General features: G+C 53.3%; 15 protein-coding genes and 4 tRNA genes. 1 reads left to right on the forward strand and 18 read right to left on the reverse strand.

Features of this window, described 5'->3' with window-relative positions; genetic code table 11:
• Positions 1–71: 71 nt before the first annotated feature.
• The 13 genes from rpoC to DVA43_RS16640 form a co-directional block, all read right to left on the reverse strand.
• The gene (gene rpoC, locus DVA43_RS16575; protein ID WP_103825466.1) at positions 72–4,295 is read right to left on the reverse strand and encodes a DNA-directed RNA polymerase subunit beta'; all 4,224 of its coding nucleotides are present in this window, start codon (positions 4,293–4,295) and stop codon (positions 72–74) included.
• A 76-nt stretch (positions 4,296–4,371) separates the two neighbouring features.
• Positions 4,372–8,400, reverse strand: coding sequence for a DNA-directed RNA polymerase subunit beta (gene rpoB / locus DVA43_RS16580; RefSeq protein WP_103177801.1), 4,029 nt, complete (start codon positions 8,398–8,400; stop codon positions 4,372–4,374).
• A gap of 318 nt (positions 8,401–8,718) precedes the next feature.
• Positions 8,719–9,084 (reverse strand): 50S ribosomal protein L7/L12, encoded by a 366-nt coding sequence (gene rplL / locus DVA43_RS16585; protein WP_103177800.1) that lies wholly within the window; start codon positions 9,082–9,084, stop codon positions 8,719–8,721.
• A gap of 66 nt (positions 9,085–9,150) precedes the next feature.
• Positions 9,151–9,648, reverse strand: a complete 498-nt coding sequence (gene rplJ / locus DVA43_RS16590) for a 50S ribosomal protein L10 (protein ID WP_004097644.1) — start codon at positions 9,646–9,648, stop codon at positions 9,151–9,153.
• Between the two features lie 289 nt (positions 9,649–9,937).
• The gene (gene rplA, locus DVA43_RS16600) at positions 9,938–10,642 is read right to left on the reverse strand and encodes a 50S ribosomal protein L1 (protein ID WP_103177798.1); all 705 of its coding nucleotides are present in this window, start codon (positions 10,640–10,642) and stop codon (positions 9,938–9,940) included.
• Positions 10,643–10,645: 3 nt separating this feature from the next.
• Positions 10,646–11,074, reverse strand: coding sequence for a 50S ribosomal protein L11 (gene rplK / locus DVA43_RS16605; RefSeq protein WP_004097640.1), 429 nt, complete (start codon positions 11,072–11,074; stop codon positions 10,646–10,648).
• A gap of 154 nt (positions 11,075–11,228) precedes the next feature.
• Positions 11,229–11,774: a transcription termination/antitermination protein NusG gene (gene nusG / locus DVA43_RS16610; protein WP_003862341.1), complete on the reverse strand. Its 546-nt coding sequence runs from the start codon at positions 11,772–11,774 to the stop codon at positions 11,229–11,231.
• Position 11,775: 1 nt separating this feature from the next.
• Complete coding sequence (gene secE / locus DVA43_RS16615) at positions 11,776–12,159, reverse strand: preprotein translocase subunit SecE (protein ID WP_003862342.1); 384 nt, start codon at positions 12,157–12,159, stop codon at positions 11,776–11,778.
• Between the two features lie 229 nt (positions 12,160–12,388).
• On the reverse strand, positions 12,389–13,573 hold the full coding sequence (gene tuf, locus DVA43_RS16620) for an elongation factor Tu (RefSeq protein WP_114316183.1): 1,185 nt from the start codon (positions 13,571–13,573) through the stop codon (positions 12,389–12,391).
• A gap of 118 nt (positions 13,574–13,691) precedes the next feature.
• Positions 13,692–13,767: transfer RNA gene (locus tag DVA43_RS16625), tRNA-Thr, on the reverse strand.
• Positions 13,768–13,773: 6 nt separating this feature from the next.
• A tRNA-Gly gene (locus DVA43_RS16630) sits at positions 13,774–13,848 on the reverse strand.
• Between the two features lie 117 nt (positions 13,849–13,965).
• A tRNA-Tyr gene (locus DVA43_RS16635) sits at positions 13,966–14,050 on the reverse strand.
• Between the two features lie 8 nt (positions 14,051–14,058).
• Positions 14,059–14,134 (reverse strand) — tRNA-Thr (locus DVA43_RS16640).
• Positions 14,135–14,470: 336 nt separating this feature from the next.
• Between DVA43_RS16640 and coaA the strand changes: the two genes are divergently transcribed.
• Positions 14,471–15,421, forward strand: coding sequence for a type I pantothenate kinase (gene coaA / locus DVA43_RS16645; protein WP_103177797.1), 951 nt, complete (start codon positions 14,471–14,473; stop codon positions 15,419–15,421).
• 50 nt (positions 15,422–15,471) lie between these two features.
• Here the strand turns inward: coaA and dppF are convergent, their stop codons facing one another.
• From dppF to dppA, 5 genes are all read right to left on the reverse strand, one after another.
• Positions 15,472–16,485: a dipeptide ABC transporter ATP-binding subunit DppF gene (gene dppF, locus DVA43_RS16650; protein WP_103824373.1), complete on the reverse strand. Its 1,014-nt coding sequence runs from the start codon at positions 16,483–16,485 to the stop codon at positions 15,472–15,474.
• Positions 16,472–17,464: a dipeptide ABC transporter ATP-binding protein gene (gene dppD / locus DVA43_RS16655; protein ID WP_103824372.1), complete on the reverse strand. Its 993-nt coding sequence runs from the start codon at positions 17,462–17,464 to the stop codon at positions 16,472–16,474. The genes dppF and dppD overlap by 14 nt, the downstream gene beginning before the upstream one ends.
• Positions 17,465–17,474: 10 nt before the next feature.
• Positions 17,475–18,371, reverse strand: coding sequence for a dipeptide ABC transporter permease DppC (gene dppC / locus DVA43_RS16660; RefSeq protein WP_103177794.1), 897 nt, complete (start codon positions 18,369–18,371; stop codon positions 17,475–17,477).
• Between the two features lie 9 nt (positions 18,372–18,380).
• Complete coding sequence (gene dppB, locus DVA43_RS16665; protein ID WP_103177793.1) at positions 18,381–19,400, reverse strand: dipeptide ABC transporter permease DppB; 1,020 nt, start codon at positions 19,398–19,400, stop codon at positions 18,381–18,383.
• 198 nt (positions 19,401–19,598) lie between these two features.
• The gene (dppA, locus tag DVA43_RS16670) at positions 19,599–21,206 is read right to left on the reverse strand and encodes a dipeptide ABC transporter periplasmic-binding protein DppA (protein WP_103177792.1); all 1,608 of its coding nucleotides are present in this window, start codon (positions 21,204–21,206) and stop codon (positions 19,599–19,601) included.
• Positions 21,207–21,766: the final 560 nt, after the last annotated feature.

Here is a 21,766-nt window from a genome sequence, read left to right on the forward strand (position 1 = left end):
CACCAGACTCGCCGTACATCAGACAAAAAAAAACCCGCCGAAGCGGGTTTTTTAATGGGCTGACTTAACGATTACTCGTTGTCAGAACCGCCCAGGCCTGCGTTCAGCAGCTCTGCCAGGCTGGCAGAGGCATCTTCAGCAGTTACCTGCGGTGCAGCAGGGATTTCACCCGCTGCGCGACGGCGCATACGATCCTGGTGGTAGGCATAACCGGTACCAGCCGGGATCAGACGACCCACGATAACGTTCTCTTTCAGACCGCGCAGTTCGTCGCGTTTGCCCGCAACGGCTGCTTCGGTAAGCACACGAGTGGTCTCCTGGAACGATGCCGCGGAGATGAAGGACTCGGTTGCCAGAGACGCTTTGGTGATACCCAGCAGATCGCGCGCGAAGGACGCACCGATTTTGCCATTCGCTTCCAGATCGCGGTTAGCAATCTTAACGCGAGAGTATTCAACCTGCTCACCTTCGAGGAAGTCGGAGCTACCGGCATTCACGATGGTGGCTTTACGCAGCATCTGACGAACGATAACTTCGATGTGCTTATCGTTGATCTTAACGCCCTGCAGACGGTAAACGTCCTGTACTTCGTTGGTGATGTAACGCGTTACTGCGTGTACGCCACGAAGACGCAGAATGTCGTGCGGCGCTTCCGGACCGTCGGAAACCACGTCACCACGTTCTACACGTTCACCTTCAAACACGTTGAGCTGACGCCATTTTGGAATCATCTCTTCGTACGGATCGCTGCCATCCAGCGGCGTGATCACCAGACGGCGCTTCCCTTTGGTCTCTTTACCGAAGGAGATGATACCGCTGATTTCAGCCAGGATTGCCGGCTCTTTCGGACGACGTGCTTCGAACAGGTCCGCAACGCGTGGCAGACCACCGGTAATATCCTTGGTACCGCCGGATTCCTGAGGAATACGCGCCAGGGTGTCACCAGAGCTGATCTGTACGCCATCTTCCAGCTGAACAATCGCTTTACCTGGCAGGAAGTACTGAGCCGGCATATCGGTGCCTGGGATCAGAACGTCGTTGCCGTTAGCATCAACGATTTTCAGGGCCGGGCGCAGATCTTTACCACCCGAGGTACGTTCTGCAGAGTCCAGAACCACCAGGGAAGAGAGACCGGTCAGTTCGTCGGTCTGACGAGTAATCGTCTGGCCGTCGATCATATCGGTGAAGCGAATAAAGCCCGCCACTTCGGTGATAACCGGCATGGTGTGCGGATCCCAGTTTGCTACGGTTTCGCCGCCTGCAACCTGCTCGCCGTCGCCTTTCGCCATCACAGCACCGTAAGGCACTTTATAGCTCTCTTTGGTACGACCGAATTCGTCGATCAGCTTCAGCTCGGTGTTACGGGAAGTGATAACCAGTTTACCGCTGGAGTTCACAACCGACTTCGCGTTGCTGAGCTTGATGCTACCTTTGTTTTTCACCTGGATGCTGGATTCAGCAGCCGCACGAGATGCCGCACCACCGATGTGGAACGTACGCATCGTCAGCTGTGTACCCGGTTCACCGATGGACTGTGCCGCGATAACACCGATTGCTTCACCTTTGTTGATGATGTGGCCACGCGCCAGGTCACGACCATAGCAGTGCGCACAAACACCAAAGTCGGTGTCACAGGATACAACGGAACGTACTTTCACGGAGTCAACAGAGTTCACTTCCAGCAGATCACACCACTGCTCGTTCAGCAGGGTATTACGCGGAACCAGAATGTCTGCAGTGCCCGGCTTCAGAACGTCTTCAGCGGTCACACGACCCAGTACGCGATCGCGCAGCGGCTCTTTAACATCACCACCCTCGATAACCGGGGTCATGGTGATACCTTCGAGGGTGCCACAATCGTCTTCGGTAACAACCAGGTCCTGCGCAACGTCTACCAGACGACGCGTCAGATAACCGGAGTTAGCTGTTTTCAGTGCGGTATCCGCCAGACCTTTACGCGCACCGTGCGTGGAGATGAAGTACTGGAGTACGTTCAGACCTTCACGGAAGTTCGCGGTGATTGGCGTTTCGATGATGGAGCCATCTGGCTTCGCCATCAGACCACGCATACCTGCCAGCTGACGAATCTGTGCTGCAGAACCACGCGCACCGGAGTCGGCCATCATGTAGATGCTGTTGAAGGAGACCTGCTGCTCTTCTTTACCTTCACGGTTGATTACCGTTTCGGTCTGCAGGTTATCCATCATCGCTTTGGATACACGATCGTTCGCCGCTGCCCAGATATCGATAACTTTGTTATAGCGTTCGCCTGCGGTTACCAGACCAGACTGGAACTGCTCCTGGATCTCAGCAACTTCAGCTTCCGCTTCAGAGATGATCTCGTGTTTCTTCTCTGGGATGACCATGTCATCGATACCAACAGATGCACCTGAACGCGCTGCATATGCAAAGCCGGTGTACATTGTCTGGTCAGCGAAGATAACAGTCGGCTTCAGACCCAGAATGCGGTAACAGGTGTTCAGCATTTTGGAGATCGCTTTCTTACCCAGCGCCTGGTTGACGATGGAGAAAGGCAGACCTTTCGGTACGATCATCCACAGAATGGCACGGCCAATGGTCGTGTCTTTCAGGCTGGTTTTCGCAACGAATTCGCCGTTTTCATCTTTTTCATATTCGGTGATACGCACTTTAACGCGCGCATGCAGAGAGGCCAGGCCAGCGCGATAAATACGCTCAGCTTCTTTCGGGCCAGTCAGCACCATGCCTTCGCCTTTGGCGTTAACACAGTCACGGGTCATGTAGTACAGACCCAGTACAACGTCCTGAGAAGGAACGATGATTGGTTCACCGTTCGCTGGAGACAGGATGTTGTTAGTAGACATCATCAGCGCACGCGCTTCGAGCTGGGCTTCCAGCGTCAGCGGTACGTGAACAGCCATCTGGTCACCATCGAAGTCGGCGTTATAGGCCGCACAAACCAGCGGGTGCAGCTGGATAGCTTTACCTTCGATCAGTACTGGCTCAAATGCCTGGATACCCAGACGGTGCAGGGTTGGTGCACGGTTCAGCAGTACCGGGTGTTCGCGGATCACTTCGTCCAGGATATCCCAAACGACAGCTTCTTCACGCTCAACCATTTTCTTAGCGGCTTTGATGGTGGTGGCGAGGCCACGCAGTTCCAGCTTGCCGTAGATGAACGGTTTGAACAGCTCCAGTGCCATTTTCTTCGGCAGACCGCACTGATGCAGACGCAGGTATGGACCTACGGTGATTACAGAACGACCGGAGTAGTCAACACGCTTACCGAGCAGGTTCTGACGAAAACGACCCTGCTTACCTTTGATCATGTCGGCCAAAGATTTCAGAGGACGTTTGTTAGAACCGGTGATCGCACGACCGCGACGACCGTTATCCAGCAGGGCATCTACCGCTTCCTGCAGCATACGTTTTTCGTTGCGTACGATGATATCTGGCGCAGCCAGATCCAGCAGACGTTTCAGACGGTTGTTACGGTTAATGACGCGACGATAGAGATCGTTCAGGTCAGACGTCGCGAAACGACCACCATCCAGCGGAACCAGCGGACGCAGATCTGGCGGCAGAACCGGCAGAACGGTCAGGATCATCCACTCTGGTTTGTTACCAGACTGAACGAACGCTTCCAGCAGTTTGATACGCTTGGTCAGCTTTTTACGCTTGGTTTCGGAGTTGGTTTCGTTCAGCTCTTCACGCAGCTGCTCGCACTCTTGCTCCAGATCCATGCTCTTCAGCAGGGCCTGGATCGCTTCCGCACCCATCTTCGCGTCGAATTCGTCACCGAACTCTTCCAGCGCGTCCAGATACTGCTCTTCGGTCAGGATCTGGTTACGTTCCAGATTGGTCATGCCGCCTTCGATAACCACATAGGATTCGAAGTAAAGAACACGTTCGATATCGCGCAGCGGCATATCCAGCAACAGGCCGATACGGGACGGCAGAGATTTCAGGAACCAGATGTGGGCAGTCGGAGACGCCAGCTCGATGTGGCCCATGCGCTCACGACGCACTTTAGTCTGGGTCACTTCAACGCCGCACTTCTCACAGATCACACCACGGTGTTTCAGGCGCTTGTACTTACCGCACAGGCACTCGTAATCTTTTACTGGCCCGAAAATACGCGCACAGAAAAGGCCGTCACGCTCAGGTTTGAACGTACGGTAGTTGATGGTTTCCGGCTTTTTAACTTCACCGAAAGACCATGAACGGATCATGTCTGGCGAGGCCAGAGCAATTTTGATCGCATCAAACTCTTCGGTTTTAGTTTGCGCTTTCAGAAACTTTAATAAGTCTTTCACGGATTTGCTCCCGTCGGAGTTAGCACAATCTGGTGTCGGGATTTACCCCGACACCAGTGACCTGTTTGAGCGAGAGTTACTCGTCTTCCAGTTCGATGTTGATACCCAGCGAACGAATCTCTTTCAACAGTACGTTGAAGGACTCTGGCATGCCCGGTTCCATCTGATGGTTGCCGTCCACGATGTTTTTATACATCTTGGTACGACCGTTCACGTCATCAGACTTAACGGTGAGCATTTCCTGCAGGGTGTATGCTGCGCCGTATGCTTCAAGCGCCCACACTTCCATCTCCCCGAAGCGCTGACCACCGAACTGCGCCTTACCACCCAGCGGCTGCTGAGTAACCAGGCTGTAAGAACCGGTAGAACGCGCGTGCATCTTGTCATCAACCAGGTGGTTCAGTTTCAGCATGTACATGTAGCCAACGGTTACCTGGCGCTCGAACTGCTCACCGGTACGACCGTCGAACAGAGTGATCTGGCCAGAACTTGGCAGGCCACCCAGCTGTAACAGTTCCTTGATTTCAGACTCTTTCGCACCATCGAAGACTGGCGTTGCGATTGGCATACCCTTACGCAGGTTTTCAGCCAGACGCATCACTTCTTCATCGCTGAAGGTGTTCAGGTCGACTTTCTGGCAAACGTCGGTACCCAGATCGTACGCACGCTGGATGAATTCGCGCAGTTTCGCGACTTCCTGCTGCTGTTTCAGCATGGCGTTAATCTTGTCGCCGATACCTTTCGCAGCCATACCCAGGTGGGTTTCGAGGATCTGACCGATGTTCATACGAGACGGTACGCCCAGTGGGTTCAGTACGATGTCTACCGGCGTGCCGTTTTCATCGTAAGGCATATCTTCGATCGGGTTGATCTTAGAGATAACACCCTTGTTACCGTGACGACCCGCCATCTTATCACCAGGCTGGATCTGACGTTTAACGGCCAGATAAACCTTAACAATCTTCAGCACGCCTGGTGCCAGATCGTCGCCCTGAGTGATTTTGCGGCGTTTCGCTTCGAGTTTCTTCTCGAACTCGTGTTTCAGTTCGTCATACTGCTCAGCCAGCTGTTCCAGCTGATTTTGTTTCTCTTCGTCGGCCAGGCCCAGTTCCAGCCAGCGGTCACGCGGCAGCTTGTCGAGCTTCTCAGCTTCAACACCACCGGAAACCAGCACCGCGTAGATACGACCAAACAGGCCAGCTTCAAGGATCTGCAGCTCTTCAGACAGGTCTTTCTTAGCCTGCTTCAGCTGCATCTCTTCGATTTCCAGCGCACGTTTGTCTTTTTCTACGCCATCGCGAGTAAAGACCTGTACGTCGATAACCGTACCGGAAACACCGTTCGGTACGCGCAGAGAAGAGTCTTTAACGTCAGACGCTTTCTCACCGAAGATCGCGCGCAGCAGTTTCTCTTCTGGCGTCAGCTGGGTTTCACCTTTCGGCGTTACCTTACCAACCAGAATGTCGCCGCCGGTCACTTCCGCACCGATGTAAACGATACCGGATTCATCCAGTTTGGAGAGCGCAGCTTCACCCACGTTAGGGATGTCAGCGGTGATCTCTTCTGGCCCCAGCTTGGTGTCACGGGACACACAGGCCAGTTCCTGGATGTGAATAGTGGTGAAACGATCTTCCTGAACCACACGCTCGGAGACGAGGATGGAGTCTTCGAAGTTGTAACCGTTCCACGGCATGAACGCTACGCGCATGTTCTGACCGAGCGCCAGTTCACCGAGGTCGGTGGACGGACCGTCTGCCAGCACGTCGCCGCGCTCAACTGGCTCACCCAGAGATACGCAAGGCATCTGGTTGATACAGGTGTTCTGGTTAGAACGGGTGTATTTGGTCAGGTTGTAGATGTCGATACCCGCTTCGCCTGGGTACATCTCGTCTTCGTTAACTTTGATAACGATACGGGATGCATCCACGTACTGAACGGTACCGCCACGTTTAGCAACTGCAGTTACACCGGAGTCAACGGCAACAGCACGTTCCATACCGGTACCAACCAGCGGCTTATCAGCGCGCAGAGTCGGAACCGCCTGACGTTGCATGTTCGCACCCATCAATGCACGGTTGGCGTCATCGTGTTCCAGGAACGGGATCAGGGACGCACCGACGGAAACCACCTGCTGGGTGGAAACGTCCATGTAGTCAACCTGGTCGTTGCTGAACAAGCTGGATTCACCTTTGCTACGGCAGGTAACGAGGTCATCAACAAAGCGACCTTCTTCGTCCAGGTTGGTGTTCGCCTGGGCGATAACGTAGTTACCTTCTTCGATAGCAGACAGGTAGTGAATTTCGTCGGTTACAACACCGTCAGTCACTTTACGATACGGGGTCTCGAGGAAACCGTATTCGTTCGTCTGTGCGTACACGGACAGGGAGTTGATCAGACCGATGTTTGGACCTTCAGGTGTTTCGATTGGACATACGCGACCGTAGTGGGTCGGGTGTACGTCTCGAACTTCGAAGCCTGCGCGCTCACGGGTCAGACCGCCTGGGCCGAGTGCAGAGATACGACGCTTGTGCGTGATCTCAGACAGCGGGTTGTTCTGGTCCATAAACTGAGACAGCTGGCTGGAACCAAAGAACTCTTTCACTGCTGCGGAGATCGGCTTGGCGTTGATCATATCCTGAGGCATCAGGGTATCCAGATCGCCCAGAGACAGACGCTCTTTCACCGCACGCTCTACACGTACCAGGCCAACGCGGAACTGGTTTTCCGCCATTTCGCCTACGGAACGGATACGACGGTTGCCGAGGTGGTCGATATCGTCCACTTCGCCTTTACCGTTACGGATATCGATGAGCTTCTTCATCACTTCGATGATGTCTTCTTTGCTCAGGATACCGGAACCTTCGATCGTGTCACGCAGCAGAGAACGGTTGAACTTCATACGACCAACCGCGGAGAGATCGTAGCGGTCTTCGGAGAAGAACAGGTTCTCGAACAGGCTTTCAGCCGCTTCGCGAGTTGGTGGCTCACCAGGGCGCATCATGCGGTAGATTTCTACCAGCGCGCTCAGACGATCGGTAGTTGGGTCGACACGTACGGTTTCGGACATGTACGGACCGTGGTCCAGATCGTTGGTGAACAGCGTTTCGATACGCTTGTGGCCAGACTGGCTCAGCTTAGCCAGCAGATCCAGGCTCAGCTCCATGTTCGCCGGGCAGATCAGCTCGCCAGTAGATGCATCAACGTAGTCTTTTGCTGCAACTTTGCCAGCAATGTACTCAACCGGAACTTCGATGTGTTTGATTTCATCTTTTTCCAGCTGACGGATGTGGCGCGCAGTAATACGGCGGCCTTTTTCCACATACACTTTGCCGTTGGCTTCGATGTCGAACGACGCGGTATCACCACGCAGACGCTCTGGCACCAGTTCCATTTGCAGCTTGTTGTCGCGAATTTCAAAGACAACTTTCTCAAAGAACAGATCCAGAATCTGCTCAGTGGTGTAGTTCAGCGCACGCAGAATGATGGTCGCAGGCAGTTTACGACGACGGTCGATACGGACAAACAGGTTGTCTTTCGGATCGAACTCGAAGTCCAGCCAGGAACCACGGTAAGGAATGATACGCGCGTTATACAGTACTTTACCGGAAGAGTGCGTTTTACCTTTATCGCTGTCGAAGAAGACGCCCGGGCTACGGTGCAGCTGGGAAACGATAACACGCTCAGTACCGTTGATAACGAAAGTACCGTTGTCGGTCATGAGCGGAATTTCGCCCATGTAGACTTCTTGTTCTTTGATGTCTTTAACGGTGCCTTCCGGCGCTTCGCGCTCGTAGATCACCAGACGCAGTTTAACGCGCAGCGGTGCCGAGTAGGTCACGCCACGGATCTGACATTCCTGAACGTCAAATACCGGTTCGCCAAGGCGGTAGCTGACGTATTGCAGCTCGGAGTTACCGCTGTAGCTCTTAATCGGGAATACGGAACGGAAGGCTGCTTCCAGGCCGTACTGCCCTTCAGGATCTTGCTCGATAAACTTCTGGAACGAGTCAAGCTGGATAGAAAGGAGATATGGAATGTCCAGAACTTGTGGACGTTTACCAAAATCCTTACGAATACGTTTTTTCTCGGTATAGGAGTAAACCATAGGGTTCCTCAGCTCGCTGACAAGTCGACCCATCTGTCCATTGGCGGACAGTTTGTGCAACACCATTTTGTTGATCGGAAAATCGAACACTTTCCGCAATGCCTGTTGCTATCACGCTTAAACCATTTCATTGCGATTTACCCAGAGCGAGCACCCTGTCGCAGTATATTAAGTCGTCGATAGAAACAAGCATTGTCAGGACAACCAGCAGTCAAACAGTGTGAAACGCTACTGGCGCCTTACAGCGCAAAAAGGCTGGTGACCAAAAAGTCACCAGCCATCAGCCTAATTTCTCAGGCTGCAACCGGAAGGGTTGGCTTATTTAACTTCAACTTCAGCGCCAGCTTCTTCCAGAGATTTTTTCAGTGCTTCTGCGTCGTCTTTGCTCACGCCTTCTTTCAGCGCAGCTGGAGCAGATTCTACCAGGTCTTTAGCTTCTTTCAGACCCAGGCCAGTTGCAGCACGTACTGCTTTGATTACAGCAACTTTGTTCGCGCCAGCAGCTTTCAGAACTACGTCGAATTCAGTTTTTTCTTCAGCAGCTTCAACCGGGCCAGCAGCTACAGCTACAGCAGCAGCAGCGGAAACACCGAATTTTTCTTCCATTGCAGAGATCAGTTCTACAACGTCCATTACGGACATAGCGGATACTGCTTCAATGATTTGATCTTTAGTGATAGACATTTAAATTGTTCCTGAAAATCAGAATAAGTTTATACGTAAGCGAATACTTGATAAAGAGGACTGCTATTAAGCAGCTTCTTTCGCATCGCGAACAGCAGCCAGAGTGCGAACCAGTTTGCCAGCCGAAGCTTCTTTCATGGTTGCCATCAGGCGTGCAATTGCTTCTTCGTAGGTCGGCAGGGTTGCCAGGCGATCGATTTGCGATGCCGGGATCAACTCACCTTCAAAGGCTGCAGCTTTAACCTCGAATTTTGCATTCGCTTTCGCGAACTCTTTGAACAGACGAGCAGCAGCGCCCGGGTGTTCCATAGAGTATGCAATCAAGGTTGGACCAACAAACGTGTCTTTCAGGCACTCGAAAGGAGTACCTTCAACTACGCGGCGCAGCAGGGTGTTACGAACAACACGCATGTAAACGCCAGCTTCACGACCTGCTTTACGCAGTTCAGTCATTTTATCTACAGTAACGCCACGGGAATCCGCAACTACTGCAGACAGCGCGCCTTTGGCTACTTCGCTGACTTCAGCAACAATCGCTTGTTTGTCTTGAAGATTTAAAGCCATTAGCTTTGCTCCTGGATGTTTGCCAGGGCTCATGCCCTGGAACTCACTTCACTCTTCCCAACGGGAAGAGCGTCTAAATACGGTGAGCAGAAACAAGCCAGAGTATCAAAAAATAATCTTAGCGTTCTGTCACCGTCTACGCAGGGGATTAAGTCTCTTACGAAACACCTGCGGTCTTCGACGGAGGCCTGGATAGGCCAGGCTCCAACGAACAATTCGGTTACCCGCTAACCTGAGTTAGCAAACGTGGGCGAAGATTGTAGACAAATTCGCCGCCCACGTAAAGGTATTAGTTTGCAGCAGCGCTCAGGCCGGCCTGGTCAACTGCAACACCTGCACCCATGGTGGTGGAGATGCTAACTTTCTTGATGTACACGCCTTTCGCCTGAGTTGGTTTTGCTTTTTTCAGCGCAACCAGCAGAGCTTCCAGGTTTTCTTTCAGTTTGTCAGCGTCGAAGTCCACTTTACCGATGGTGGTGTGGATGATGCCGTTTTTGTCGTTACGATAACGAACCTGACCTGCTTTAGCGTTCTTAACCGCTTCAGCAACGTTAGGGGTTACAGTACCCACTTTCGGGTTTGGCATCAGGCCGCGTGGACCCAGAACCTGGCCCAGCTGGCCAACAACGCGCATTGCATCTGGAGATGCGATAACAACGTCAAAGTTCATTTCGCCTTTCTTGATCTGGTCAGCCAGATCTTCCATACCTACCAGCTCAGCGCCTGCAGCTTTAGCAGCTTCAGCGTTTGCGCCCTGGGCAAATACGGCTACGCGAACGGAACGGCCAGTACCGTGTGGCAGTACAGTTGCACCACGTACGTTCTGATCAGATTTACGAGCGTCGATACCGAGGTTTACAGCAACGTCAACGCTTTCAACGAACTTAGCGGTAGCCAGTTCTTTCAGCAGAGCGATAGCTTCGTTGATTTCGTACTGTTTGGTCGCATCAACTTTGTCACGGATCACGGACATGCGCTTGGTCAGTTTAGCCATTTCTTAGTCCTCCACTACCAGGCCCATGGAACGTGCAGTACCTTCGATGGAGCGAGTCATCGCTTCAATGTCGGAACCAGTCATGTCGGCAGCTTTGGTCTGCGCGATTTCCTGCAGCTGAGCGCGGGAAATTTTACCTACTTTGTCTTTGTTCGGCTTGCCGGAACCAGACTTGATACCAGCCGCTTTTTTCAGCAGAACTGCTGCCGGCGGGGTCTTGGTAACGAAAGTGAAAGAACGGTCAGCGTAAACAGTGATTACGACTGGGATTGGCAGACCTTTTTCCAGGGATTCGGTTTTTGCGTTGAACGCTTTACAGAATTCCATGATGTTCACACCCTGCTGACCCAGAGCTGGACCAACTGGTGGACTTGGGTTCGCCATACCAGCTGCAACCTGCAGCTTGACGTAGGCTTGTACTTTCTTAGCCATTCTAAAATCCTCTGATTGGGTTATAGCGCCTCAAGGAGGCTCCCCGTGATAAAATTCGTTTTACGGATTGCATCCATAAAAACAAAAGGCGCGAAATTGTATTCCAATCTCGCGCCCTGTGCAACGTTTAAATCGTCGCTTTTTTGATCGCTGCTTAGGCTTTTTCTACCTGAGCAAAGTCCAGCTCTACCGGGGTCGCACGACCGAAGATAGAAACAGAAACTTTCAGGCGGGACTTCTCATAGTCCACTTCTTCAACCACACCGTTAAAGTCAGCAAACGGACCGTCATTAACACGTACCATTTCACCCGGTTCAAACAGCGTTTTCGGACGCGGCTTATCACCAACCTGCTGCAGGCGGTTCATAATCGCATCAACTTCTTTATCGCTGATTGGCGCCGGACGGTCAGACGTGCCGCCGATAAAGCCCATTACGCGCGGTACGCTGCGCACTAAGTGCCAGCTTGCGTCGTTCATCACCATCTGAACAAGCACGTAACCCGGGAAGAATTTGCGCTCGCTTTTGCGACGCTGGCCGCCACGGATCTCGACCACTTCTTCGGTCGGAACCATAACTTCACCAAACAACTCTTCCATGTTGTGTAATTTGATATGCTCACGCAGCGACGTTGCTACGCGGCCTTCAAAACCGGAAAACGCCTGAACGACGTACCAGCGCTTTTTAGGGGCTTCAGACATCTCAGAACCTCAGGCCAGTGATAAAGGATACCAGGCGAACCAGAATACCATCCAGTCCCCACAGGATCAGTGACATTACAGCGGTAACCGCAGCTACAATCAGCGTGGTGTGCAATGTTTCCTGGCGAGTCGGCCAAATGACCTTACGGACTTCCGTTCTCGCTTCGCGGGCAAAAGCGACGGTCGCTTTACCTTTGGTCGTCAACAGCGCGACACCACCCGCTGCAGCAATCAGAATTACCACTGCCAGCGCGCGTAGCGGCAGCATCATGTCACGATAAAGGTAGTTGCCCACGATTGCTACGATCAACAATACGGCTACTACTACCCATTTCATCGCTTCCAGGCCGCGCCCGCTCCCTTGAGCTTCGGTATTCGCACTCATAAACCAACCTGTCAGAAGTATTCTACAAACATTTTCACCCCGCGAGCGCGAGGCAAACCAAATCGAAATGCTAATTCGCTTTTCGGATTATACGCTCTCTGCAGAGCCTGTCTCAGCAATGATTATGACAAAAATAATCACTGATGAGCCAGGTTCTGATGTGAAAGCGTGCAAAAAGGGCATCAAATGATGCCCTTTTCATGCGCATTGCGTCAAATGTTATCAGCAATTAGCCGAGAACTTTAGCAACCACGCCCGCGCCAACGGTACGGCCGCCTTCGCGGATTGCGAAACGCAGACCATCGTCCATTGCGATTGGGTGGATCAGGGTAACAACCATTTTGATGTTGTCGCCTGGCATTACCATCTCAACGCCTTCTGGCAGTTCGATGGTACCGGTCACGTCAGTAGTACGGAAGTAGAACTGTGGACGGTAGCCTTTGAAGAACGGAGTATGACGGCCGCCTTCGTCTTTGGACAGGATGTACACTTCAGATTCGAACTTGGTGTGTGGCTTGATTGAGCCTGGCTTCGCCAGAACCTGACCACGTTCGATTTCTTCACGCTTGATACCACGCAGCAGAACACCAACGTTCTCACCAGCACGGCCTTCGTCCAGCAGTTTGCGGAACATTTCAACGCCAGTACAGGTAGACTTAGCAGTCTCTTTGATACCAACGATTTCAACTTCTTCACCAACTTTGATGATACCGCGCTCTACACGACCGGTAACAACGGTACCACGACCGGAGATGGAGAATACGTCTTCGATTGGCAGCAGGAACGGCTTGTCGATAGCACGCTCTGGTTCCGGGATGTAAGAATCCAGGTAGCCAGCCAGTTCGATGATTTTCTCTTCCCACTCAGCTTCGCCTTCCAGCGCTTTCAGAGCAGAACCACGAACGATTGGGGTATCGTCGCCTGGGAAGTCGTACTGGGACAGAAGTTCACGAACTTCCATTTCTACCAGTTCCAGCAGCTCTTCGTCATCAACCATGTCGCATTTGTTCAGGAACACGATGATGAAAGGAACGCCTACCTGACGACCCAGCAGGATGTGCTCACGGGTCTGAGGCATCGGGCCGTCAGTCGCAGCAACAACCAGGATCGCGCCGTCCATCTGCGCAGCACCGGTGATCATGTTTTTAACATAGTCGGCGTGGCCTGGGCAGTCTACGTGTGCGTAGTGGCGAGTCGGGGTGTCGTATTCAACGTGAGAAGTGTTGATGGTGATACCACGAGCTTTTTCTTCTGGTGCGTTATCGATCTGGTCGAATGCGCGAGCAGAACCACCGTAGGTTTTTGCGAGAACGGTAGTGATTGCAGCGGTCAGCGTTGTTTTACCATGGTCAACGTGGCCGATAGTACCGACGTTAACGTGCGGTTTTGTACGTTCAAACTTTTCTTTAGACATCGATTGTCCCTCTAAGACACGGATAAATCGGTGATATCACCACATCAACCAGGCGAAATGCCTGAACTGTTGAATACATTTAAATTGAAACAGAGAGAAATGGGAGGGAGAAGTGAAGTGGTGCTGATACCCAGAGTCGAACTGGGGACCTCACCCTTACCAAGGGTGCGCTCTACCAACTGAGCCATATCAGCACGTATTGGAGCGGGCAGCGGGAATCGAACCCGCATCATCAGCTTGGAAGGCTGAGGTAATAGCCATTATACGATGCCCGCATCCTGAAACTCGGCTACCCAGTTCTTTCTGTAACAAAAAAAGAGATTTCTCTCTTTTTAAGTTCGAGCTGGTTAATTTTTTCAACCAACTCCGGCGGCGTTAACGCTGCCAGAAAGTGGTGGTGGGGGAAGGATTCGAACCTTCGAAGTCTGTGACGGCAGATTTACAGTCTGCTCCCTTTGGCCGCTCGGGAACCCCACCGGACTTGATGGTGCCGACTACCGGAATCGAACTGGTGACCTACTGATTACAAGTCAGTTGCTCTACCTACTGAGCTAAGTCGGCATCAAGTAGCGCGCATTCTATGGAGACATGGGCGGTCATGCAACTAAAAATTTGCATAAATTGTTCTTTCGCTCACATTTTGTGCTAGAAGAGTGAATAACGCTGTATTTTCAGGCAGACGCGCGCAAATATTCACCATATGCTGTCCCGTAATGGGCTCAAACCCGGTCTGTGACGATTCCCGCTTAACGCAACACGGGGCCACTTTTTTTCTTATTATTCGGCTCATCTGGTGTTAACCTCCTGCCCATTGTCCAAAATTAACTAATCAATGATGTGCCACTCCCCCCTACCCAGCCTCTGTTGTGGGATGCGATGGCTCACTCAAGCATGCTTATGAGCAAAAAAGAGCAAACGTTAATGACGCCTTATCTCCAGTTTAGCCGCAGCCAGTGGGCTGCTCTGCGTGACTCCGTCCCGATGACCTTAACGGAAGGCGAAATCGCACGGTTAAAAGGGATAAACGAAGACCTGTCGCTTGAAGAAGTGGCTGAAATTTATTTGCCTCTGTCACGTTTGCTGAATTTCTATATCAGTTCCAACCTTCGTCGACAGGCCGTGCTGGAGCAGTTCCTCGGGACTAACGGACAGCGCATTCCTTATATCATCAGTATTGCCGGCAGCGTGGCCGTGGGTAAAAGCACCACCGCGCGCGTACTGCAGGCGCTGCTGAGCCGCTGGCCAGAGCATCGTAGCGTTGAGCTGATCACCACCGACGGCTTCCTGCACCCGAACGAGGTGTTAAAAGAGCGCGGTCTGATGAAGAAGAAAGGCTTCCCGCTCTCTTATGATATGCACCGTCTGGTGAAATTCGTGTCGGATCTGAAATCCGGCGTGCCGAACGTTACGGCCCCGGTCTATTCGCACCTGATTTATGACCGTATCCCTGACGGGGACAAAACCGTGGTCCAGCCGGACATTCTGATTCTGGAAGGGTTAAACGTTCTGCAAAGCGGGATGGACTATCCTCATGACCCGCATCATGTCTTTGTCTCCGACTTTGTCGACTTCTCTATTTATGTCGATGCCCCGGAAGATTTACTGCAAAGCTGGTACATCAACCGCTTCCTGAAGTTCCGCGAAGGAGCGTTCACCGATCCTGACTCCTACTTCCACAACTACGCCCAGCTCTCGAAAGAGGAGGCGGTCAACGTGGCGACCGCACTGTGGAATGAGATCAACTATGTGAACCTGAAAGAGAACATTCTGCCAACGCGCGAGCGGGCCAGCCTGATCCTCACCAAGAGCGAAAAGCACGCTGTCGATCAAATCCGTTTACGGAAATAGCGTCCCGCAAACCAATAAAAAAACCGGCGAATTCGCCGGTTTTTTTTCACTTATGCGTGAGGCTTCTCGCCATTTTCGTCCTGGTCCACCGCAAAGCAGGCCACCAGTTGTCCGCCGTAGTCTTTCAACTGCGGTTGCAGTTGGGTACATGGCCCAAAACGACGGCGGCAGCGGGCGTTGAATGCACACCCCGGCGGCGGATTGAGTGGGCTTGGCAGCTCGCCGGTCAGCTTAATACGCTCCCGGCGGTCATCCGGGTTCAGACGCGGGGTCGCAGAGAGCAGCGCCTGGGTATACGGATGGCGCGGGTTATTAAAGATCTGATCTTTCGTCCCCTTCTCCACACAGCGGCCCAGATACATCACCATCACTTCATCCGCGATATGTTCCACCACCGACAGGTCGTGCGAGATGAAGACATACGACAGGCCTAAATCCTGCTGCAGATCCATCATCAGGTTCAGCACCTGCGCACGGACGGAAACGTCCAGCGCAGAGACCGGTTCATCGGCGATCACCACATCCGGATCGAGCATCAGACCACGAGCAATAGCGATACGCTGACGCTGACCGCCGGAGAACATATGCGGATAGCGATCGTAGTGTTCGGTCTTGAGCCCCACTTTCGCCATCATCGCCAGCGCCTTTTCGCGACGCTGCTCTTTACTCAGCGTGGAGTTAATCTGCAGCGGCTCCTCCAGAATCTGCCCCACTTTTTTACGCGGGTTCAACGAACCATAGGGGTTCTGGAACACAATCTGGATTTTCTGGCGACGCAGTTTCTGCGCGTCGGGATCGTGCTTCAGCAGATCCTGCCCTTGATAGTACAGCTCGCCCCCGGTCGGGGTTTCAATCATCGTCAGCAGGCGACCCAGCGTGGATTTCCCGCAGCCGGACTCACCCACCACCGCTAATGTCTTACCGCGCTCGAGGGTAAAGGAGACGCCATCCAGTGCTTTAACCAGACGTTCCGGGGCAAACAGCCCCTTCTTCACCGGGTAGTGTTTTTTCAGATCGATAGCATGCAGCAGCGGCTGTTGCATGGTGGCCTCATGCGTACTCATAGTTCGGCCTCCCGGCGTCATCAAGTGGGTAGTGACATTTAGACTGGCGGCCGCCGTCCACGGTGTTCAGCGCCGGCTCGTCAACGCGACATTTGTCCGTGGCATACGGGCAGCGCGGGTTCAGCAGACAGCCGGTCGGGCGGTCATATTTACCCGGTACCACGCCCGGCAGTGACGCCAGGCGCGCCTTATCCTGGGCAAACTCCGGCAGTGCGCGCAGCAGGGCCTGAGTATAGGGGTGACGCGGCGCACGGAAGATATCGTGCGAGCTGCCGGTTTCCACAACCTGCCCGGCATACATCACGATGATTTTATGCGCGGCTTCGGCCACTAACGCCAGGTCATGGGTGATCAGGATCAGCGCCATGTTCTCTTTCTGCTGTAACTCCAGCAGCAGCTCGATGATCTGTGCCTGAATGGTCACGTCCAGCGCGGTTGTCGGTTCGTCGGCAATCAGCAGTTTTGGCCGACAGGCAATCGCCATGGCGATCATCACGCGCTGGCTCATCCCACCGGAGAGCTGGTGTGGATAGACATCCAGACGCGAGGCCGGATCGGGAATACCCACTTGGGTCAGCAGGTCGATTGCCCGCTGACGACGGGTTTTCTTGTTCCCGCCCTGGTGCACCTTAATGGCTTCCATAATCTGGAAGCCCACGGTGTAGCATGGGTTAAGGCTGGTCATCGGATCCTGGAAGATCATCGCCACTTCGGCACCGACCAGGTTGCGGCGCTCTTTTTCGGAAATGCGCTTCAGATCCTGCCCGTTAAATTCCAGGTTTTCCGCCATCACGCGGCCAGGGAAATCAATCAGTCCCATGATTGCCAGAGAGCTTACCGATTTACCGGAACCGGACTCGCCTACGATGCCGACCACTTCACCCTGATTTACGCTGTAGCTGACCCGATCTACGGCGCGAAACTCGGAGCCTACGTCACCGAAGTGCACCGATAATTTATCTACATTTAATAACGCCATCTCGTGCCTCTTACTGCTTCAGTTTGGGATCAAGTGCATCACGCAGACCATCACCCATCAGGTTAAATGCCAGCACCGTCAGCAGGATCGCCAGACCCGGGAAGGTCACGACCCACCAGGCGCTTTGCGCGAACTGCAACACGTCGGAGAGCATGGTGCCCCACTCCGGTGTTGGCGGCTGCGCACCCATGCCAAGGAAGCCAAGAGCGGCCATATCGAGAATGGCGTTAGAGAAACCGAGCGACGCCTGAACAATCAGCGGCGCAAGGCAGTTTGGAAGAATGTTGATGAACATCTGACGCATCGCGCCAGCGCCCGCCACGCGAGAGGCGGTAACGTAGTCGCGGTTCACTTCCACCAGCACCGCCGCGCGGGTTAATCGCACGTAGTGAGGAAGGGCAACAAAGGTCAGAGCCAGCGCGGCGTTGCCGATTGACGGGCCGAAGATCGCCACCAGCACCAGCGCCAGCAGCAGGCTTGGCAGAGCCAGCATGATGTCGACGATACGCATGATGGTGTTATCAATCAGGCCGCCAAAGTAACCGGCGATCAGGCCCAGCACCACGCCGAGGATCAACGACAGCACCACCACCAGACAGCCAACCAGCAGCGACAGACGTGCGCCGTACATCAGACGGGAAAGCACATCACGGCCCACGTCATCGGTACCCAGCAGATGCGTCAGGGTACCGCCGTCCTGCCATACCGGGGGTGCAAGCAGCGCATCACGGAACTGCTCCGCCGGGTTATGCGGCGCGAGCACGTTCGCAAACACGGCAATCAGGATCATGATGGAAACGTATACCAGCCCTACCACCGCGCCTTTGTTGCGTTTGAAGTAGTGCCAGAACTCCTGCATCGGCGTCATTGGCACCGGTGCAGCTTTATTTACAGTAACTTGTGACATGATGGCCCCTTACTTCTTATGACGAATACGCGGGTTCACCACGCCGTACAGCAAATCGACCAGCAGGTTGACGAGGATAATCATCGTCGCCACCAGCAACACACCGCCCTGCACAACCGGATAGTCACGGCGCTGCAGCGCGTCAATCAACCAGCGACCCAGACCCGGCCAGGAGAAGATGGTTTCGGTCAGAATCGCCCCTGCCAGCAGCGTTCCCACCTGCAGGCCGATAACCGTGACCACCGGCAGCATGGCGTTGCGCAGGGCATGAATGATGATCACCCGCATACGGGTCAGCCCTTTGGCGCGGGCAGTACGGATGTAGTCCTCGCCCAGCACTTCCAGCATCGACGAACGGGTCATACGCACGATGACCGCCAGCGGGATTGTCCCGAGCACCATCGCAGGCAGGATCATGTGCGCCAGCGCATCAATAAAGTTGCCCTCTTCACCCCAGATAGCCGTGTCGATCAGCATAAAGCCGGTCAGCGGATTGGTGTCATCGAGGAAGACCATATCGCTGACGCGCCCTGAGACAGGCGTCAGGTTCAGCTGCACCGAAACCAGCATAATCAGCATCATGCCCCACCAGAAGATAGGCATGGAGTAGCCGGTCAGCGCCAGGCCAACGGCAGTATGATCAAAGATGGAGCCACGTTTCACCGCAGCCAGCACGCCCACCGGAATACCAACGGCGACGGCAAAAATCATGGCGCAGACACCGAGCTCCAGCGTCGCTTTAAAACGTGGTACGAACTCTTCCCACACCGGAAGACGGCTTTTCAGCGAAATGCCCAAATCACCATGCATCACACCCCAGATATAGTGGAGATACTGCTGCCACATCGGCTTATCCAGCCCCAGTTCGGCCAACAGCTGTGCATGACGTTCAGGAGAAATGCCACGCTCGCCCGCCATAATCATTACCGGGTCACCGGGGATCATATGGACAAAAGCGAAGGTGAGAAGGGTGATACCGATAAACGTGGGGATAACAAGTCCCAGACGTCGGAGGATGAACTGCAACATAACCCGGATTCTCTCTAATGACGTACGCCTGGAGGCGCGACGTCTGTATTGCTCACAAATCTTATTCCCTCCCCTTTCAGAGAGGGAATAAAGCACTGCTGCCGGGTGGCGCTACGCTTACCCGGCCTACATACCGTAGGCCAGTGCAAGCGCAGCGCCGCCGGGCATGGGGTGCTGTCGCACCCCTTACGCTTTTAATTATTCAACAGAGACGTTTTCGAAGTGGTGTTTGCCCAGTGGATCAACCACATAGCCTTTAACTTCTTTACGCACTGGTTCGTACACGGTTGAGTGAGCCACGATCAGCGCTGGCGCCTGCTCATGCATGACAACCTGAGCCTGTTTGTACAGTTCGATACGCTTGTTGTGATCTTCTGCAGCACGCGCTGGCTGAATCAGATCTTCAAACGGCTTGTAGCACCAGCGAGAGTAGTTAGAACCATCTTTCGCCGCGGCGCAGCTGAACAGGGTCGCGAAGAAGTTATCTGGATCCCCGTTGTCGCCGGTCCAGCCCATCATCACAGCCTGGTGCTCACCCGCTTTAGCACGCTTCAGGTACTCGCCCCACTCGTAGGTCACGATCTTGGCCTGAACGCCAATCTTAGCCCAGTCAGCCTGAACCATTTCGGCCATACGGCGCGCGTTCGGGTTGTAAGGACGCTGTACTGGCATCGCCCACAGCTCAACGGTAAAGCCTTTATCCTGGCCCGCTTCTTTCAGCAGTGCTTTCGCTTTCTCAACGTCATAGGTGTAATCCTTAACGTCGTCGTTGTAGCCCCACATGGTTGGTGGGATCAGGTTCTTGGCAGCAACGCCAGCGCCCTGATAAACGGCCTTGATGATCGCTTCTTTGTTCACCGCGTAGGTCAGCGCCTGACGCACTTTCACGTCATCAAACGGTTTCTTCTCGGTGTTGAAGGAGAGATAGCCAACGTTCAGACCCGCCTGCTCCATCAGGTTGATGTTTTTATCCTGCTTCATGCGCGCGATGTCAGCCGGGTTCGGGTACGGCATAACCTGGCACTCGTTCTTCTGCAGCTTGGCGTAACGTACGGAGGCGTCAGGCGTGATGGAGAAGACCAGACGGTCGATCTGCGGCTTGGTGCCCCAGTAACCTTCAAACGCTTTGTACAGGATGCGGGAGTCTTTCTGATACTGCAGCAGCTGGAACGGACCGGTACCGATTGGGTTCAGGTCAACTTTCTCCGGGGTGCCAGCTTTCAGCATGTTATCCGCATACTCTTTAGAGAGAATAGAGGCGAAGTCCATAGCCAGGTCAGCCAGGAATGGCGCTTCCGGACGGGTAAGCACGAACTGAACGGTGTTGTCGTCCACTTTTTTGATTTCGCTGATCAGATCCGGCAGACCCATCCCTTCAAAGTATTCATAGCTGCCGCCGGATACTTTGTGGTACGGGTTCTGGGCATTTTTCTGACGGTCAAAGGAGAACACCACGTCGTCGGCGTTAAAGTCGCGCGTAGGTTTAAATTCTTTGCTGTCCTGCCACTTCACGCCCGGGCGCAGGTGGAAGGTGTAGGTCTTGCCGTCTTCGCTGATGTCCCACTTCTCTGCCAGACCCGGAATAACTTCCGTAGTACCGGTTTTGAATTCAACCAGACGGTTATAGATAGGTACAGAGCTTGCGTCGTACGTTGTACCAGAGGTAAAGAGCTGTGGGTTAAAGCCTTCCGGCGAGCCTTCAGAACAGTAGACCAGGGTTTTTGCCTGTACGCTTGCTGCGACAGTCATGGCTACCAGGCTCAGACCAAGCTTCAGCATCCCTGACTTCTTCAAGGAAATACTCATTGTTATTCTGCTCCAATGTGATGTTTTTGTTGTGTTACTCCGCCTGACCTTTAATTTTTTTTTACCCGGTCTGGTCGGTGTTGCCCTAAGGCGTGATAAGGGATGGAGATTCCTTTCAGAAGAGCGACTGAGTTGCAGCGCAGATCCTCCCTGAAATGCCCCTCGTGCCCTACAATCTGTCAACAGAATGTGAAAACGTCAATACAGGTGACGGGGATTTACGCTAAGTGTGAGAATTGGCAAACAAAGATTAAAAAAACCACCGGGGCCTATTTTCAGCAGGGAAATTTATGCTACCCGCCATGATGCAGCACAACTCTCTATGCATTCTGCTACAACCAGTGATTAACATTTATTCAACCGGGGTAAATTTTCTTACGGAATGGCGATTATCTGCGCACTAAATGCCGTGAACGTTAAAACGCACAGGGGAAAATGCTGAGGTTATGTATAAGCAACGCGAAAAAAGATCATTCCATATATAAAAAAATACAATGGAATATGTCACATAATCGTTAACAGGCAGGGGGAAAGCGCGGTAACCGCTATTTTGATTACTT

It is taken from the genome of Leclercia sp. W6, assembly GCF_003336345.1.
Taxonomy (GTDB): Bacteria; Pseudomonadota; Gammaproteobacteria; order Enterobacterales; family Enterobacteriaceae; genus Enterobacter.

What these genes read in the sequence shown, in the direction of transcription:
- dppC (WP_103177794.1), bottom strand. Translation starts at nt 18,371, where the DNA reads ATGTCACAAGTTACTGTAAATAAAGCTGCACCGGTGCCAATGACGCCG.
- dppF (WP_103824373.1), bottom strand. Translation starts at nt 16,485, where the DNA reads ATGAGTACGCATGAGGCCACCATGCAACAGCCGCTGCTGCATGCTATC.
- dppA (WP_103177792.1), bottom strand. Translation starts at nt 21,206, where the DNA reads ATGAGTATTTCCTTGAAGAAGTCAGGGATGCTGAAGCTTGGTCTGAGC.
- dppD (WP_103824372.1), bottom strand. Translation starts at nt 17,464, where the DNA reads ATGGCGTTATTAAATGTAGATAAATTATCGGTGCACTTCGGTGACGTA.
- secE (WP_003862342.1), bottom strand. Translation starts at nt 12,159, where the DNA reads ATGAGTGCGAATACCGAAGCTCAAGGGAGCGGGCGCGGCCTGGAAGCG.
- rplJ (WP_004097644.1), bottom strand. Translation starts at nt 9,648, where the DNA reads ATGGCTTTAAATCTTCAAGACAAACAAGCGATTGTTGCTGAAGTCAGC.
- rplA (WP_103177798.1), bottom strand. Translation starts at nt 10,642, where the DNA reads ATGGCTAAACTGACCAAGCGCATGTCCGTGATCCGTGACAAAGTTGAT.
- coaA (WP_103177797.1), top strand. Translation starts at nt 14,471, where the DNA reads ATGAGCAAAAAAGAGCAAACGTTAATGACGCCTTATCTCCAGTTTAGC.
- dppB (WP_103177793.1), bottom strand. Translation starts at nt 19,400, where the DNA reads ATGTTGCAGTTCATCCTCCGACGTCTGGGACTTGTTATCCCCACGTTT.
- rplL (WP_103177800.1), bottom strand. Translation starts at nt 9,084, where the DNA reads ATGTCTATCACTAAAGATCAAATCATTGAAGCAGTATCCGCTATGTCC.
- rpoB (WP_103177801.1), bottom strand. Translation starts at nt 8,400, where the DNA reads ATGGTTTACTCCTATACCGAGAAAAAACGTATTCGTAAGGATTTTGGT.
- nusG (WP_003862341.1), bottom strand. Translation starts at nt 11,774, where the DNA reads ATGTCTGAAGCCCCTAAAAAGCGCTGGTACGTCGTTCAGGCGTTTTCC.
- rplK (WP_004097640.1), bottom strand. Translation starts at nt 11,074, where the DNA reads ATGGCTAAGAAAGTACAAGCCTACGTCAAGCTGCAGGTTGCAGCTGGT.
- tuf (WP_114316183.1), bottom strand. Translation starts at nt 13,573, where the DNA reads ATGTCTAAAGAAAAGTTTGAACGTACAAAACCGCACGTTAACGTCGGT.